This window comes from Pedococcus badiiscoriae (assembly GCF_013408925.1).
Lineage (GTDB): Bacteria > Actinomycetota > Actinomycetes > Actinomycetales > Dermatophilaceae > Pedococcus > Pedococcus badiiscoriae.
Genome location: NZ_JACCAB010000001.1, coordinates 2,249,517 through 2,265,440 on the forward strand (window position 1 = coordinate 2,249,517; position 15,924 = coordinate 2,265,440).

The 15,924-nt window shown below is 71.5% G+C and carries 12 protein-coding genes; 6 read left to right on the forward strand and 6 right to left on the reverse strand.

Features of this window, described 5'->3' with window-relative positions:
• Positions 1-96 precede the first annotated feature (96 nt).
• On the forward strand, positions 97-2,052 hold the full coding sequence (locus BJ986_RS10740) for an FG-GAP-like repeat-containing protein (RefSeq protein WP_179421975.1): 1,956 nt from the start codon (positions 97-99) through the stop codon (positions 2,050-2,052).
• A 114-nt stretch (positions 2,053-2,166) separates the two neighbouring features.
• A complete protein-coding gene (locus BJ986_RS10745; protein WP_179421976.1) occupies positions 2,167-4,263 on the forward strand; it encodes a SpoIID/LytB domain-containing protein in 2,097 nt (698 codons plus the stop codon).
• A gap of 149 nt (positions 4,264-4,412) precedes the next feature.
• Here the strand turns inward: BJ986_RS10745 and BJ986_RS10750 are convergent, their stop codons facing one another.
• The 3 genes from BJ986_RS10750 to BJ986_RS10760 all read right to left on the reverse strand — a co-directional run bounded on the left by BJ986_RS10750 (position 4,413) and on the right by BJ986_RS10760 (position 7,468).
• Positions 4,413-5,870 (reverse strand): FG-GAP repeat domain-containing protein, encoded by a 1,458-nt coding sequence (locus BJ986_RS10750; protein ID WP_179421977.1) that lies wholly within the window; start codon positions 5,868-5,870, stop codon positions 4,413-4,415.
• 133 nt (positions 5,871-6,003) lie between these two features.
• The gene (locus BJ986_RS10755; protein WP_179421978.1) at positions 6,004-6,642 is read right to left on the reverse strand and encodes a CoA transferase subunit B; all 639 of its coding nucleotides are present in this window, start codon (positions 6,640-6,642) and stop codon (positions 6,004-6,006) included.
• Between the two features lies 1 nt (position 6,643).
• Positions 6,644-7,468, reverse strand: coding sequence for a CoA transferase subunit A (locus tag BJ986_RS10760; RefSeq protein ID WP_179421979.1), 825 nt, complete (start codon positions 7,466-7,468; stop codon positions 6,644-6,646).
• Between the two features lie 215 nt (positions 7,469-7,683).
• On the opposite strand from BJ986_RS10760, the gene BJ986_RS10765 reads away from it, so the two are divergent.
• Entirely contained in the window at positions 7,684-9,393 is a 1,710-nt protein-coding gene (locus BJ986_RS10765) for a peptidoglycan-binding protein (RefSeq protein ID WP_179421980.1), read from the forward strand.
• A gap of 68 nt (positions 9,394-9,461) precedes the next feature.
• Here the strand turns inward: BJ986_RS10765 and BJ986_RS10770 are convergent, their stop codons facing one another.
• Positions 9,462-10,169 (reverse strand): TIGR03089 family protein, encoded by a 708-nt coding sequence (locus tag BJ986_RS10770; RefSeq protein WP_179421981.1) that lies wholly within the window; start codon positions 10,167-10,169, stop codon positions 9,462-9,464.
• Positions 10,170-10,202: 33 nt separating this feature from the next.
• On the opposite strand from BJ986_RS10770, the gene BJ986_RS10775 reads away from it, so the two are divergent.
• On the forward strand, positions 10,203-12,317 hold the full coding sequence (locus BJ986_RS10775; protein WP_179421982.1) for a hypothetical protein: 2,115 nt from the start codon (positions 10,203-10,205) through the stop codon (positions 12,315-12,317).
• A 30-nt stretch (positions 12,318-12,347) separates the two neighbouring features.
• Here BJ986_RS10775 and BJ986_RS10780 read toward each other — a convergent pair whose 3' ends face one another.
• Both BJ986_RS10780 and BJ986_RS10785 read right to left on the reverse strand, forming a co-directional pair.
• Positions 12,348-12,689, reverse strand: coding sequence for a hypothetical protein (locus BJ986_RS10780; protein WP_202881229.1), 342 nt, complete (start codon positions 12,687-12,689; stop codon positions 12,348-12,350).
• A gap of 26 nt (positions 12,690-12,715) precedes the next feature.
• Complete coding sequence (locus BJ986_RS10785) at positions 12,716-13,507, reverse strand: inositol monophosphatase family protein (protein ID WP_337795148.1); 792 nt, start codon at positions 13,505-13,507, stop codon at positions 12,716-12,718.
• Positions 13,508-13,671: 164 nt separating this feature from the next.
• Here BJ986_RS10785 and BJ986_RS10790 point away from each other — a divergent pair, with 164 nt between their 5' ends.
• Both BJ986_RS10790 and BJ986_RS10795 read left to right on the forward strand, forming a co-directional pair.
• Complete coding sequence (locus BJ986_RS10790; RefSeq protein ID WP_179421983.1) at positions 13,672-14,640, forward strand: type IV toxin-antitoxin system AbiEi family antitoxin; 969 nt, start codon at positions 13,672-13,674, stop codon at positions 14,638-14,640.
• Between the two features lie 125 nt (positions 14,641-14,765).
• On the forward strand, positions 14,766-15,911 hold the full coding sequence (locus BJ986_RS10795) for a glycosyltransferase family 2 protein (RefSeq protein ID WP_238338080.1): 1,146 nt from the start codon (positions 14,766-14,768) through the stop codon (positions 15,909-15,911).
• The last annotated feature ends 13 nt before the right edge of the window (positions 15,912-15,924 follow it).

A 15,924-nucleotide genomic window follows, 5' to 3' on the forward strand; every position in this document is an offset into this window, starting at 1 on the left:
GGTCGCGATCTCTCCGGATGCGGATGGTCGTGTGGACATGCCGTGACTGGTGTTGCACGGTGGGTCAGGCCACACCACCAACGTTGGGAACCTGTCGTGCCCTCTCGCCGCCGAATCCTCGTCCTGTCGCTCGTCGCCCTCCTGCCCACGGGTCTGGCGCTCACCGTGCCGCTGGATGAGGCGGGGGCGGCGCCGCGCCCGGTCGTGCCCCACCTCGTCACGGTCCCGATGGGCGCGGTCGCGAGCCATGCGGATGCACGGTCGCTCTCGAGCGCTGACGCCACGGAGTCCACGGCCCGGCTGCGAACGGCGGTGACCCGGCCGGGGCGGCCCAGGGCCGCGGTGGTCGCAGCCTCGGCCCCCACGGCCGTGCCGCAACGCGTCGGCGTGGTGGGAGTGACCTGGGCCGAGGGGAGCGGACCGGGGGTCAGCGTGCAGTACCGCACCGAGAAGGCCGGGCGCTGGACGCGATGGGCCTTTCTCGAGGAGGACCAGGCGCACGGTCCCGATGCTGCCGAGGCGCGGCGAGCTGCCGCGCGCAGCGGGTCCGACCCGCTCGTCGTCACCGACGCGAGCCAGGTGCAGGTGCGGGTGCTGGGTGACCCTGCAGCAGGCCCCCGGTCGCCCCAGCTGGTCGTCGTCGACCCCGGTGACTCCCCGGCCGACCCGGGGGTCGGTGTCGCCCGGCCCGGGGCAGCCAGTGCCACAGCCAGCCGACCGACGATCTACACCAGGGCGCAGTGGGGCGCCGACGAACGGCTCCGCGACCCCTCAACGCTGGAGTATGGCGCGGTGAAGGCTGCCATCGTCCACCACACCGTGGACGCGAACGGCTACAGCGCCGCACAGGTCCCGGCGCTGATCCGGGGCATCTACGCCTTCCACGTCAAGGGGCGCGGCTGGGGCGACATCGGCTACAACTTCCTCGTCGACCGCTTCGGCCGGATCTGGGAGGGCAGGTACGGGGGCGTCACGCTCCCGGTGGTGGGGGCGCAGACGGCCGACCACAACTCCTGGACCACTGGGGTGTCGGTCATCGGCAACTACGACACGGCGGTGCCTCCCGCGGCGGTGACGAGCGCGCTGACCAGGCTGATCGCCTGGAAGGCCCAGATCCACGAGTTCGACCCGCTGGGGCGGGCGGACATCGGGAACTTGTCGGTGCCGGCCGTCCTCGGCCACCGCGACGCGGGCCAGACCGCGTGTCCCGGCCGCTACCTCTATGCGAAGCTCCCCGGGGTGCGGGCGGCCGCGGGTGCGGTCGTCGCCGGTCTGCCCTCCCTCTCGCTCGACCGCGACCTGGACAACCGGGGTGAGGCAGACGTGCTCGCGACCAACGACAACGCAGACCTGCTGCTCTATCCCACGACCAACCAGCGGACCATCTCGGCACCGAAGTGGCTCAGCACCGGCGGCTGGCGCGGCATCGACCTCGTCACCATCGCAGGCGACTTCACCGGCGACGGAGCGGTCGACCTCATCGGCCGCCAGACTTCGACAGGCAACCTCCTCCTCTATGCGGGCACCGGCTCGACGGGCCTGCGGGCCGCTCGCGTGATAGGCACGGGCTGGGGCGGCGTCGACGCGGTCATCGGTGTCTCCGACTGGACCGGCGACGGCCGGCCGGACCTGTTGGCCCGGATGAAGGCCGACGGGTCGTTGCGGCTCTACCCCGGCAACGGCGCGGGCGGCTTCCTCGCCTCCCGCACGGTCGGCGTCGGGTGGTCGGGCATGCGGCTGCTGGCCGGAGTCGGTGACTGGAACGGCGACGGAGCCCGCGACCTGCTGTCGGTCTCCACGGCCGGTGAGGCGCGCATCTACCGCGGCAACGGGAAGGGCGGCTTCGGGGCCAGCACCGTGCTCCCCGGGGACTGGTCGCAGTACACCTCCGTCACCGGCATCGGTGACGCCTCTGGCGACACCCGCGTCGACGTGTTCGCGGTCGACGGCCAGGGCGTCGGCTGGATCGGATCCCCGTCGCCGGCGACTGGCTTGATCAGCTGGACGCAGCAGAGCCAGGACCTCACCGGGGTGCGGGTCTACGGCGGCTGAAGCGCCGGCTCGCGTACCGTCAGGGATACACGTCGATAACGGTTGTGCCGCCCTCGGCACGTCGCGCGCGCCATGGTGCGAGGGGTGCATGCTGTTACCAGAGAGGTCAATGCCATGAATGTGAAGAATGTCCGGCTTCGCCATGTGCGCTCCCGCGCAGCCGCTGCGATGGGTGCGGTCGCCCTTGCCGCGCCGTTCGTGCTGGCTGCCGCCAGCCCGGCAGCCGCGGCCGAGACCTACCTGCGTCCGGCCTCCGGTGTGTTCCCCATCGACGGCCGCGGCTTCGGCCACGGCCACGGGATGTCCCAGTACGGCGCGAAAGGTGCGGCGGAGGGGCAGACGGGGCGGCCGGGGCTGACCTGGCCGGACATCATGGCCTTCTACTACCCGGGCACGACCATCGGTGACATCGGTGGCACCGGCAACAACCCCCTGTTGCGGGTGCGGCTCGTCGGGCAGACCACCCTCCCCGTGGTGGCGCAGTCCGGGCTGCGGGTGACCCTCGACCCGACCGCGGCTGGTGGTGGGTGGCATGTGCTGCCCCCCACGGTGACCCAGGGGGGCCAGACCCACCCGGTCGAGTCGTGGGACGTGGCCTACTTCAAGGACACCAACCCTGCCGCGCCGGATTACAGCGGGTGGTACCTGCGCTTCCGCTGGGTCGGGTCCACCGGCTTCCTCAACTACCAGAAGGCGCCGGCCACCGCGCCGAACACTGCGAGGTCCACGGCGTTCGACAACCCCAGCACCGGCATGCTGCGCAAGGGTACGAGCACGAAATACAGCACCTATCGCGGCGAGCTACGCCACGTGCACGCGTTGTCGAAGGCCGGGTCCAAATGGACCGTCACCGTCGTGGACGCCCTTCCCATGGAGAGCTACCTGCGCGACGTGGTGCCCAACGAGATGCCGGCCTCGTGGTCGCGCGAGGCGGTGCGTTCGCAGGCCGTGGCGTCCCGGACGTATGCCGACTACGACCGGCTGCACGCGCCCCCCAGCCGGGCCTACGACACCTGTGACACCACGTCGTGCCAGGTGATGAAGCCGGTCGAGACCGAGCAGGCCACCTCGGACGCAGCCGTCATCGCGACGGCCGGCAAGACGGTGAAGTACCAGGGCAGCTCGGCGTACGCTCAGTTCAGTGCGTCCAACGGCGGGTACATGCTCGACGGGGGTCATCCCTACCTCGTCAGCAAGCCGGACCCCTACGACACGTTCACCTGGACCAACACCGCGTCGGCCACCACCATCGAGCAGAGCTGGCCCAGCATCGGTCGGCTGATCTCGCTGTCCCTCACTCGTGACGGGCACGGCGCGTGGGGTGGCCGCGTGACATCGGTGGACATCCGGGGGTCGAGCACGACCGTGACGGTGTCCGGCAACGAGTTCGCCTACGCCATGGGTTTCATGTCCTCCTTCTTCAAGCCGCGCAGCACGCGGGTCTCCGCGCCGTCCTTCCCCAAGGACACCACGTCCGACGGACGGGCCGATGTCGTCGCGGCCGTGACGGCGACGTCCCAGCTGCGGGTCTACCCGGGTCGGGGTGGGGGAGCGTTCTCCACGCCGGTGATCGACTCGGGGACGGTGGTGAACCCCGCCAAGGCCTTCATGGCCGGCACGTGGGACACCGGGTCGGTCGCTGACCTGATGGCTGTCGCGCCGGACGGTTCACTGCAGTGGTTCCGCGGCAAGGGGAACGGCACGTTCGGCCCGCCGGTGACCCTCGGCACGGGCTACGGCGGCTACACCCTGATGTCGGGCGTCGGTGATCTCAACGGCGACGGTGGCACCGATGTCGTCGGTCGGCGCTCCGACGGGGCGCTGATGCTGCTCGCGGGCGACGGCCAGGGTGGCCTGCTGGGGCAGTCGGTCATCGGCACAGGCTGGGACGGGTTCACCACCATCTTCTCGCCGGGCGACTTCAACGGGGACGGTCGCACCGACCTGATGGGGATCGACGGGGCCGGCAACCTGCGCCTCTACCGGGGCGTCGGGAACGGCACCTTCCAGACGGCCATCCTGGTCGGCTGGGGATGGAGCTCCTTCACGTCGGTGAGCAGCCCGGGCGACTTCGACGGCGACGGCAAGGCCGACGTGCTCTGCCGCCGTGCGGACGGGAGCCTGTGGCTGTACCCCGGCAACGGCGCCGGCGGGTGGGGCCGGGCCCGGCAGATCGGCACCGGCTGGAGCGGCCTGACCATCCTCCGCTGACGCTCGCTGAGCACACGGTCGCTCGGCGACCACGCGGGTCTCCGGCCACACGGTCGCTCGGTGACCACACGGGTCTCGCGGGCCTGCGTCCCTCTGGACGCGGGAAAGGGCTGGCGCCTGGGCGCCAGCCCTTTCCCGTCCAGCACCTGCTAGAGGATGGAGGCCATCGAGCTCCAGCCGGTCCCTACCTTTATCCCTGAGCCAGTGCCCCCTCCCGGGCGGCCCGGGTACATGTAGAGGTCACCGTTCGCGGCCCGCGCCACCAGGTCGCTCAGCTTGTCGCCGGTCAGGTCACCAGGGCTCGTCAGCCAGTTCATGCCACCCCAGGCGCAGCCGACCTTGCGCCCGCTGGTGAGCCCGACGGCAGCAGTCGTGGTGTAGGCGTAGAGGCAGCCGTCCCTGCGGCTGACCGCCACGACGTCGCCGCGTCGGTCGCCGTTGAGGTCGCCCATCCCGATGATCCAGGACATCCCGCTCCACCCCGTGCCGACCTGCCTGACCTTCTGCAGCCCGCCCGTGGCGGTGAACCGGTAGAGCTGCAGCGCGCCCCCGCCGTCCCGGGCCAGCAGGTCGGGTCGGCCATCGAGGTCCATGTCACCGGGCGTGGCCAAGGCGGTGAAGCCCTGCCACCCGGTGCCGATCTGCCGTGCACCGGCGAAGGCGCCGTCTCCCAGGCCGGCATACAGCCGCAGCGTGCCGTCGGCCGTGCGACTGACGAGGTCGGTGCGCCGGTCGCCTGTCACGTCGCCGGGCGAACCGGTCCAGGTGAAGGTGTTCCAGCCGGTGCCGATGATCTGGCCGCTGCCGGTGCGACCGTTGCCGAGACCGGGGTAGAGGTAGAGGTTGCCGTTGGAGTGGATGCCGAGCAGGTCGACGGTGCCCTCGCCGGTCCAGTCACCGCGGACCCCGGCGTTGGGGATCGGGACGCAGCTGTAGACCGCCACGTCATCGACCTCGTAGGTCTGGTCGGTGGTGATGCCGAGACCGGTCTGGTCGAAGTCGACGAACATGTGACCGGGGTACGAGGCGACCTCGCTGGTCACGTCGAAGATGGCGTAGCTCCAGCTCGCGGCAGGCTGCAGGCTGAACCCCGTGTTGCCGAACCAGACGACGGCATTGTCCCCGGTGGCATTCGTGCGGTAGGCGAAGTAGGCGTACACCCTGCCGGAGGTCGGGATCGGGGCGTCGAGGCCGTACAGGTAGTGGTCAGCCGTCGTCTCGGACGCCGTGACCGTCGACGTGGCCCACTTGACGCCGTCCGCAGCCGTACCGCCCGAGGCCACGTCCCAGCCGTTCGAGAGGGGGTCGACGCCCGCCTCGAAGCTCTGCGAACCGTAGGTCCGGCCGAACATCTGCCCGGACGGGCACACCGTCTGCATCTCCGGCAGCGGCTGGGCGGCCGCCGCCTGAGGGGCGGTCGTCTGGGGGGCGGCGAGGAGGCGAGGGGTGGCGCCGGACGCGGGGGCCCGCGACGTGCTCGCCGCGCCGCGCGGGTGCCTCGACTGGTCAGCCAGGAAGCCGGTCGTGCGCACGCTCTTGTGCTGGGGAGGGGAAGGCGCGGCCGTTGTCGGTGTCGCCTGCGCCGCCGTCGCTGCTGTCGCTGCCATCGCTGCCATGATTGCAGTCACTGCAGCGCCGGCGATGGCGTGCGAGATACGTCTCATGGGGATCCCCTCCGCAGGCTGGCCGCGTCCGACGGACTGCGCTCCGAGCCAGCCACCCGGCAGGCTAGCAGGGGCCTCAGGCCAGAGCCGTGGTGAAACCCGGCTCCGTCTTCTCCCGGACCTCTTCCTCGGTCACGCCCTCGGCGAGCTCGCGCAGCACCAGGCCCGACTCGGTGACGTCGAAGACGCACAGGTCGGTGATGATCCGCTGCACGACCCCGCGGCCCGTGTAGGGCAGTGAGCACTCGTCGACGATCTTGTAGGAGCCGTCCTTGGCGTTGTGCTCCATCAGGACGATCACCTTCTTGGCGCCGTGCACGAGGTCCATCGCACCGCCCATGCCCTTGACCATCTTGCCGGGGATCATCCAGTTGGCGATGTCGCCCTTGGCGGAGACCTGCATGGCGCCGAGGATCGCGGCGTCGACCTTGCCGCCGCGGATCATCCCGAAGCTGGTCGCCGAGTCGAAGAAGGACGACCCCCGACGCAGGGTGACGGTCTCCTTGCCGGCGTTGATGAGGTCGGGATCCTCGTGCCCGTCCACCGGGTATGCGCCGACGCCGAGGATCCCGTTCTCGGACTGCAGGACGATCTCGACGTCGTCGGGCACGTAGTTGGGCACCAGCGTCGGCAGGCCGATGCCGAGGTTGACGTACGAGCCGTCGGACAGCTCGGCGGCTGCGCGGGCGGCCATCTGCTCACGGGTCAGTGCCATCTCAGGCCTCCTGTCCGTTGGTCGTGGCGGTTTCGGTGGTGGCGGTTTCGGTGGTGGCGGCGGGGCGGACGGTGCGGCGCTCGATGCGCTTTTCCTGGGCCTGCTCAGCCGTCAGGGGAAGCACCCGGTGCACGTAGATGCCCGGCAGGTGGACCTGGTCGGGGTCGAGCTCGCCGGGCTCGACCAGCTCCTCGACCTCCGCGATCGTGACCCGCCCCGCCATCGCTGCGAGCGGGTTGAAGTTGCGGGCGGACTTGTTGAAGACGAGGTTGCCATGCCGGTCGCCCTTCCAGGCCCGGACCAGCCCGAAGTCGGCGACGATCGCGCGCTCGAGGACGAACTCCTTCTCGGCGCCGTCGACCTCGAAGACCTTCGTCTCCTTGGCAGGGGAGGCCTTCGCGACGGTGCCGTCCGCGGCATACAGCCAGGGCAGGCCACCCTCGGCGACCTGGGTGCCGGCGCCGGTCACGGTGTAGAAGGCGGGGATCCCGCTGCCGCCGGCGCGCAGCCGCTCGGCGAGCGTGCCCTGAGGCGTCAGCTCGACCTCGAGCTCACCGGAGAGGTACTGCCGCTCGAACTCCTTGTTCTCGCCCACGTAGGACGACACCATCCGGCGGATCCGCTTGTCCTTGAGCAGGATGCCCAGGCCCCAGTCGTCGACTCCGCAGTTGTTGGAGATGGCTTCGAGGTCCCTCACCCCCGCATCGTGGATCGCCGCGATGAGCACGCTCGGGATCCCGCAGAGCCCGAACCCGCCCACCGAGAGGGAGGAGCCGTCGACGATCCCGTCGATGGCCTCGGCCGCAGTGGAGACGACTTTGTCCATGGCGTGGACTCTAGCCGTCGCGGCGCCTGGTCCGTTCGGGGGAGTGGCCGGCGAATTCCGTGGTTGTAGTTCGTCCGAAGCCCTTGTGACGGCTGAGCACTGGTGGGACAAATGTCCTGCCTGCTCCGGATGTGACCTCTGGGGCTGGTGTTCAACTCGTACCGCGGCTCGGGATCCGAGGCGCCATCCCCATGGAGTGTTCAGTGTCGCGTGTCGTGCGTGCCCTCGGAGTCCTGACCATCCCGGTCATCACCGTGCCCGTCGGCATGGCGAGCGCCAGCGCGGTCGGCGTGACGGTACCGCCGCCGCCGTCGAAGGCGCTCCCGTCGGCTCTGGACATCGCCTCGCCGTACCAGGCGCAGCACCTCTGCGACCCGCACGCCAAGCCGGGCGTCGTGGCCTTCGCCAAGCTGATGAGCGGCTACTACAAGCTCGGCACCGCCGACTACGGGATCACGCGAAACTGCAACAGCGGGGTCACGGAGCACTCCGAGGGTCGCGCCTGGGACTGGATGCTCAGCGTCGCCAAGCCCAACGAGAAGGCTGTCGCCGACGCGGTGACCCAGTGGTTGTCGGCTCCTGACGCGCTGGGTCGTCCGGGCGCGATGGCACGCCGGTTCGGGATCATGTACATCATCTGGAACCACAAGATGTGGCGCGCCTACGACCCCGCCAGGGGCTGGGCGACCTACACCGGGTCGGTCCCGCACACCGACCACATCCACTTCTCCTTCTCGTGGGACGGCGCGTACGGCCACACGTCCTGGTGGACGGGCAAGGCCATCACCACGGTCGACCCCGGCCCGGCCTCGACGCCGACTGCCACGACGCCGAATCCCACGACGCCGACTCCCACGACGCCGAAGCCCACGACCCCTCCGCAGCCGCCGTCAGCGGTCTACTCGCTGCTCGTGGCGGGAGCGACAGGTCCTGACGTGGCGCTGGCCCAGAAGGTCATCGGCACCACGCCCGACGGGGTGTTCGGGCCCAAGACGCAAGCCGCGTTGGTCGCGTGGCAGCGCGCGCACGGACTCAAGGTGACCGGTCAGCTCGACCCCGCCACGTGGGCCGCGATGGTGGCCCTCAAGCTCATCCCGGCGCGCAGCACCTCCGCGCCGAGCACGCCCAGCCCCACGCCCAGCCAGCCGACCACGCCTGCCAAGCCGCCGACCACGCCCAGCCCGACGCCCAGCCAGCCGACCACACCCGCGAAGCCGCCGACCACACCCTCGAGTGCCCTCGCACCGTACGCGAAGCTGACCCTGGCGCAGGGCGCGACGGGGGCGGCCGTGGTGGCGCTGCAGAAGTCTCTGGGGATCACGTCCGACGGGGCGTTCGGACCCCAGACCATGGCGGCGGTGAAGGCGTTCCAGACCCGGCGCAACCTGCCTGCGACCGGCATCGTCGGGCCGGCCACGTGGGCCGCCCTCATGGTGACCAGCGGAGGGTCCACGACAGCGTCGCGCAGCACCGCCACGCCTCGCGTCGCCACCCCGTACACGGCCCTCCTGTCGACGGTGCTCAGAGTGGGCTCCCACGGCACCGCGGTCAGGACCCTGCAGCGCGCTCTCGGCGGGCTCTCGGTCGACGGGGCCTTCGGGGCGCGCACCGCCGCCGCCGTGAAGGCCCTGCAGAAGGCCACCGGCCTGCCGCAGACCGGGGTCGTGGACGTCACGGTGTGGCAGGCGCTGGAGAACCGTGACTACCCGCTGCGGGCCTACTACGGCACGGTGTTGCGCCCGGGCTCGCGCGGGGCCGCGGTCACGGCCCTGCAGAATGCCCTGCGACTCACCCCGGACGGCACCTTCGGCCCGGGTGACGAGTCGGCCGTCAAGGCCCTGCAGGGGCGGGCCAAGCTGGCCCGGACCGGGGTGGTCGCCACGCTGACCTGGCAGGCGCTCGAAGCCGAGCTGCGGCGGCGCTAGAGGTCCCGCTGGGGGTCCCGCGAGCGATCCCGCGAGCGATCCCGCTAGAGGTTCCGCTGGGGGTCCCCCTAGAGGTCCAGGGTCACGCCCTCTGAAGCCAGTCGTTCCGCGCGACCCGAGGCGGGCTCGGGACCGAGGGACAGCACGATCGAGCCGTCCGACGCCCAGGTGGCCAGGGCCAGCTCGAGAGCGGTGCGCAGGTCCTCGGTCGCCGTGTGGATGCGTACCCCCGACGGCCAGCTCCGTTGCGGCACCACGTCCTCGTAGGCCGTGTCCGCGCCGTCCTGGCTCACGGCGGCCTCGCTGGGAGCGGGCTCCTGCCACGGGCTGAACTGGTCGGCATACGTGGACAGCTCGCGGGCCTCGTCCATGGCGCCGGACGGGACGGGGCCTCTCGCGCCGCGCGCCAGGGCGGCGAGGGTGACCAGGACGACGGGGCTGCTGGATTCCGCGGCAAGAGAGCCGTCGTCGGTGACCACGAGATCGCAGGGGCCGTCGTCGAGGACGGCGGTGGCGCCCACGGACCACACAGCCAGAGCCCAGTAGAGGCTGCGCCAGTGCGGGGGAAGGGCGAGGCGCACCCGCGAACCGGGACCCAGGTCCCACTCCTCCTGCAACGCGTTGGCGGCCTTGTTGACCCAGTTCGCGAGGACCTTGGCGCTCAGCTCGATGCGTTCGCCCCGGGTCGGACCCGGAGTGTCGTCGTAGCAGGTCACGCGAGGTCGAGCGGGGTCGGAGCGCAACATCGCGGCGAGGACGTCGGACGGGGTGGCCATGGAGCAACCCTAGGGGCGCTAGCGTTGCCGCCTGTGAGCAGCCGCGAGCCCCGCAGCTACCCCTATGCCCCTGACCCCGGCGACCTCCCGCTGCTGCGCGGTGAGGCGTGGGGCGGCTGGCTCGTCACCCGGACCGTCGTCTGGTCCGGCCTGTGGCTGGTGCTCGGCTCGGCCGCGGCGGCCCTGCTCGCCCTCGCCGGGCTCTGGTCGCCGGTGGTCGCGGGGGTGGTCCTGCTGGTCCTCGCGGTCATCGCCGGAGTGGCCACGTCCTTCGTTCCGGTGCGTCCGCTCCCGGTGTGGTCGGCCACCCTGCTGGTGGTGCTCTCCCTGGCCGCGATGGCCTGGGCCGGCGCCACCCACTCCGAGCAGGTGCTGCCCCGGCGGGACTCCGGGTCCTACCTCCAGTCGGCCATCCAGCTCGCGTCCGGGCACGCGCGCCCGATCGCGGTGCCGCCCGAGTCCGTCGGCGGGGCGCACGTGCTGGCCATCGACGGCATCACCCTCGCCAGTCCGGCGTTCTACGCGACCGGGACCCCCCAGCACCCCAGCATCCAGCCGCAGTTCCCGATCGGCGCCTCGGCCTGGTACTCGGTGGCCTGGTGGGTCGGTGGTGCCACCGGGGTGGCCTGGGCGCCGGCCATCCTGTTCGGCCTCACCGTGCTGGGGGTGGGGTTGCTGGCCTCCGCGGTCATCGGGCCCCGCTGGGGACCGCTGGCGGCCCTCGGCACCGGGCTGCTGTTCCCCCTCGTCCACGTCGCGCGGTCGACCTACTCGGAGCCGGTCTCGCTTCCCGTGCTGGCCGCCGGGCTGCTCACCCTCGTGATGTGCGCTCGCAGCGCCCAGGTCTCCGACGTCGTCGTCGCACGCCGGACGGCCGTGGTCGCCGGCGTCCTCATGGGTGGGGCGATCCTCATCAGGGTCGACGCCCTGCGCGAGGTGGTGCTGGTCGTGCCGGTCGTCGTCCTGGCAGCGCTGCAGCGGCAGGCCCATGCCCGCGCCCTCGGGATCGCCACCGCGGTCACGAGTGCCGTGGCCCTCGGGCTCACCTGGCTGACCTCGAGCGAGTACCTCGGCAGCATCGCCGGTTCCCTCCTGCCACTCGTCGCCCTCGCGGTGGGGGTGTGCCTCCTCGGGGCCGTTCTGCTGGTCGGCGCACGGCGCGGCTGGGGCATGCCGGCCCTTCTCCAGGCCTGGCTGCCGCGCCTGCTCGCGGCCGGTTTCGTCCTGGTCGGGCTCGTGCTGGCGAGCCGGCCGTTCTGGCAGACCGTGCGCCAGTCCGCCAACGACCCCGGCGCGCACGTCGTCGCGGGGCTCCAGGCGCGCCAGGGCCTGCCCGTCGACGGGGGCCGCACCTACGCCGAGGAGACCGTTGCCTGGCTGTCCTGGTGGGTGGGTCCGATCGCCCTCGTCCTCGCGCTGGTCGCGACGGCGGTGCTGGCCCATCGGATCGCGTCCGCCTGGGTGGACGGCCGGGAGCTGCCGGGATGGACCGGGCCAGCCGTCGTCGGCATCGGCTCCACCCTGCTCACGCTCTACCGCCCCGGCATCACCCCCGACCACCCGTGGGCGGACCGCCGCCTGGTGATCGCCCTGCCGACCGTCGTCCTGCTCACCGTGGCCTGCGCGGCGGTGGCGTCGCGCTGGTCCACCCGCCGGCTGCCGTATGCCGTGAACGTCGCCGTGAGCTGTGCGGTGGCGCTCGCTCTGCTCGTCCCGACCGGCCTGGCGACGTGGCCCCACGTCGGTGAACGCGTCGAGCGGGGGGAGTGGGCCGCCGTCGACGACGTGTGTGCCTCCCTGCGGCCCGGAGACGTCGCACTCATGGTCGACTCGCGGGCCGCGAACGAGTGGCCGCAGGTGGTGCGGGGCTACTGCGGCGTCGCGGCCCTGTCGACGACCTCGGCTCTGCGGAACGACCCTGCGCGCCTGGCTGCCGCCGTCGACCAGGTCCGGCGGGCCGTGGACGCCCACGGCGGTCGGCTGGTCCTGATGGCAGCCGACTCGACCGAGGCGCTCAGCAAGCTGGGGCTGACCTCCGCAGTCGTGGGGGTCGATGCGCGGGTTTCCGAGGACGCCCGGTTGCTCGAGAGACGTCCGGACGCGTTGGTGCAGCTGCCGATCCAGGTCTGGCTCGCGCGCCTCGACTGAGCGGGGCCGCCTCGGTGCGGTGGTCGTGCGTCAGGCCTCGAGTGCCCAGATCGTCGTCGCGCCGTCAGGTCCGGTCAGGGAGCCAGTGGCGAGGGCGGCCCGGATGAGTCGGCGGACCTCCCCCTCGTCTTCCACCGGGGCGTCGAACCGCACCGTGACGACGACATCGCGACCGGCCTCGGGACCGGCCTCGGGACCGGCCTCGAGTCCAGCGGCCGTGACGTCCGTGCGGTGCTCCCACCGGCACGGACCGTCGTGGTCCCAGTGCCCGCACAGGGCGATGGTCACGGCGCCGCCCAGGGCCGCGCTGGAGCCCTCCAGGCTCGCCACGCGGCATACCTCGCTGTAGGTCCACTGCCGCGGCGTCGCCATGGGACGAGCCTACGGCGGGGCCGCCGTCAGGCCGTGCGGGCGAAGGCCTCGGCAGCGTGGCGGCGCACTGCGGTGTAGGTGCCACGGTCGGCCGCCACGATGATGCCGGCCTTGAGAACCGTTGGTGAGTAAGAGGTCCCGTCAGCGTGACCCGCGAAACCACCTGCCTCGGTGACCATCAGGGTGCCGGGGGAGTGGTCCCACGGGCTGTTGCGCGCGTAGAGGATGTAGTCGGCGGCACCTTCCATGAGGCGGGGGTAGTCCACCCCGCAGCAGACCCACGACCCGACCAGGGCGGGCATCGACCCGAGCGAGTGTCCGCGCAGGGGCCAGATGGACGTGACGCCGCGAGGGCCGATCCCGTCGGGCACGGGCTCGCGCACCACTCGCTCCCCGTTGCGGTAGGTGCCGGCGCCCTTCTCCGCGACCCAGGCGACCTCGTGCTCGGGCTGCCAGATCCAGGCTCGCACCGTCTCGCCCCGGATGACCTCGCTGACCATGACCGCGTGGTCGGGGGAGCCGTGGACGAAGTTCTTGGTGCCGTCGACCGGGTCGACGGTGAAGGCGTGCTCGGCCTCGACGTAGCGGTCCAGTGTCGTCGGGTCCGCCGAGGTGAGCTCCTCGCCCAGCACGAACGCGCCGGGGTATGCCGCCGAGAGCTCGCGGGTGAGGATCGCCTCGGACTCGTGGTCGGCGATGGTCACGAGGTCGCCCGGGTTCTTCTCCATCACCTCGCCGGCGGCCAGCGAGCGGAACCGCGGTGTGATGACCTCGGCCGCGACGGACTTCATCAGCTCAAGCACCTGTTGGGTGTCCACGGGTCCCACCGTTCCACACCCCGGCCCCGCGCGGGCGACCGGTCCGGCTCACCCCCCGGACGTCTTCGGAAGATCTGCAGGGTCAGGGCACGGTCGATCCTCCGAACTACGAAGCCTGTGGACAACCGATAGGTCACCCATCGGCTACCCGGCACGGTGGTCCGATGCCGATCGACTGGGGACACCTGCGCCGGCTGGCGGACTCCCAGTGCGACCTGCTCACCCGGCGCCAGTGCCTTGCGGCCGGTATGTCGCCTGACGCCTTGGCCTGGCGGGTCAGCTCAGGGAGGTGGTCGCGCGTGCACGAGGGCGTGTTCCTCACCGCGCCTGGTCGCCGTGACTGGCACGGCCGGGCGGTGGCCGCGCTGCTCCAGGCGTGCTCAGGAGGCCCGGTCGCTGACGCCGCCCTTGGTGGCCGCAGCGCCGCCTACCTGTGGGGCATCGACGCCCGACCTCCTCGACAGATCGAGCTCCTGATCCCCGAGCCCCGCCGAGTCACGCCCCCGGCTGGAGTGCGAGTGCGTCGCGTGTCCCGCTTCGATTCCGTGGTCCACGAAACGGCCTACCCGTGGCGAAGCACTGTGGCCGCCACGGTGCTCGATGTCGCTGCCCTGGGCTCGCCTCTGGACGCCCTGTCGATCGCGGCACGCGCTGTCCAGATGGAACTCGTCGGCGCGGGCGAGCTCTCGCAGGAGCTGGGGGCACGCGCAGGACATCGCCACTCGAAGGTCCTGCGTCGCGCCCTCGGTGATGTGGCCACGGGGGCCGAGAGTGGCGCCGAAGTGCTGTACATCCGCGATGTCGAACGGGCTCACGGTCTTCCGACCGCGACTCGCCAGACCGCCTCCGACCAGGGATCTCGTCGACGTCATGACAACGAGTACCGGCCATACGGGGTCATCGTGGAGGTGGACGGTCGGCTGGGCCATGAGCAGTGGGCAGACCGGGTGAAGGACGGTCGGCGGGACCGTCAGCTCCTGGCCGAGGCGCGACTGACGACGAGGATCTTCTTCGCCGACGTGGCCGTCGAGCCGTGCCGGACCGCACTGGAGGTCGGCGCGATCCTGGCTGGACGGGGGTGGATGGGTCAGCTGCGCCGGTGTCGCCGAGCCGGGTGCTCGGTGGGGGCGTGACGAGCATCGTTCGGAACATCTGCGGGGTCCTGGCACCGCGGATCGTCCGACCAGGCGACGTGGGGCAGCGGGCCGGGCGAGGTGGCGGGCCGGGCAGGTGGGTTGGCGGGTAGGCTCCTCGCGAGATGAGCGAGCACCCCAGCACCGGCCCCACCGCCCCCGCCACGGAGCGCCTTCCCGTCGACCCCCCGCAGGTGTCGTCACCGGCCACCGAGGTGATCGGAGTCCCCGACCAGGGCGTGCCGACCGCGGCGGCGCCGACCGCTGCGGCGCCGACCGCGGCGGCGCCGACCGCGGTCGCGCCGATGCACCCTTCCGACGCGGCATACCTGCCGGCGGCAACCCCCTCGGCGACGCCCCTGCCGGGCGAACCCGGCCACGGGCGGCCGTACGTCACCATCGTCCTGCCGTGCTTCAACGAGGGTGAGCACGTCCTCCAGGAGATCGACCGGATCACCGCGGCGATGAACGCCAGCGAGTTCACCTACGAGGTGCTCTGCATCGACGACGCATCGACCGACGACACGCTCGAGGTGCTGCAGGACGCGGCCACCCGCTACGCCAACATCCGGGTGATGCCGTTCCGCCGCAACGGTGGCAGCGGCACGGCCCGTCGCATCGGCACGCAGCAGGCCTACGGCGAGATCGTCGTCTGGACCGACGCCGACATGACCTACGAGAACGAGCGCATCCCCGACCTGGTGCGGATCCTGCGGGACGACCCGTCCTACGACCAGGTCGTCGGTGCGCGCACCACCGAGGAGGGCACCCACAAGTGGGCGCGCATCCCGGCGAAGTGGCTCATCCGCAAGATCGCCGAGCAGCTCTCCAACCAGACGATCCCCGACCTCAACTCGGGCCTGCGGGCGTTCCGACGCGAGGTCTCGCTGCCCTACCTGCGGCTGCTGCCCCCGGGCTTCAGCTGCGTCACGACGATCACGCTGGCGTTCCTGTCGAACCAGCACGACATCAAGTACGTGCCCACCAGCTATGCCAAGCGCGCCGGGGTGAGCAAGTTCCACTTCGTCCGCGACGCCTACCGCTACATCCTCCAGGTCCTGCGCATGATCATGTACTTCGACCCGCTCAAGGTGCTCATGCCCCCGGCGCTGTGGCTGATCGTCATCGGCGTCGTCAAGGCCGTCGTCGACATGGTCCGCCACCCGTTCTACTTCCCGGCCAGCACGGTGCTGCTCATCGTCAGCGGGATCATGATCGGTTCGCTGGCGCTGCTGTCCGACCTCGTCGTGCGTTCCCGGACGGGCGTGTGAGCACGGTCCTGTA

Coding starts and splice junctions, on each gene's coding strand:
- BJ986_RS10750 (WP_179421977.1), bottom strand. CDS start 5,870: ATGGCAGCGACAGCAGCGACGGCGGCGCAGGCGACACCGACAACGGCC.
- BJ986_RS10755 (WP_179421978.1), bottom strand. CDS start 6,642: ATGGCACTGACCCGTGAGCAGATGGCCGCCCGCGCAGCCGCCGAGCTG.
- BJ986_RS10795 (WP_238338080.1), top strand. CDS start 14,766: ATGAGCGAGCACCCCAGCACCGGCCCCACCGCCCCCGCCACGGAGCGC.
- BJ986_RS10770 (WP_179421981.1), bottom strand. CDS start 10,169: ATGGCCACCCCGTCCGACGTCCTCGCCGCGATGTTGCGCTCCGACCCC.
- BJ986_RS10780 (WP_202881229.1), bottom strand. CDS start 12,689: ATGGCGACGCCGCGGCAGTGGACCTACAGCGAGGTATGCCGCGTGGCG.
- BJ986_RS10790 (WP_179421983.1), top strand. CDS start 13,672: ATGCCGATCGACTGGGGACACCTGCGCCGGCTGGCGGACTCCCAGTGC.
- BJ986_RS10745 (WP_179421976.1), top strand. CDS start 2,167: ATGAATGTGAAGAATGTCCGGCTTCGCCATGTGCGCTCCCGCGCAGCC.
- BJ986_RS10760 (WP_179421979.1), bottom strand. CDS start 7,468: ATGGACAAAGTCGTCTCCACTGCGGCCGAGGCCATCGACGGGATCGTC.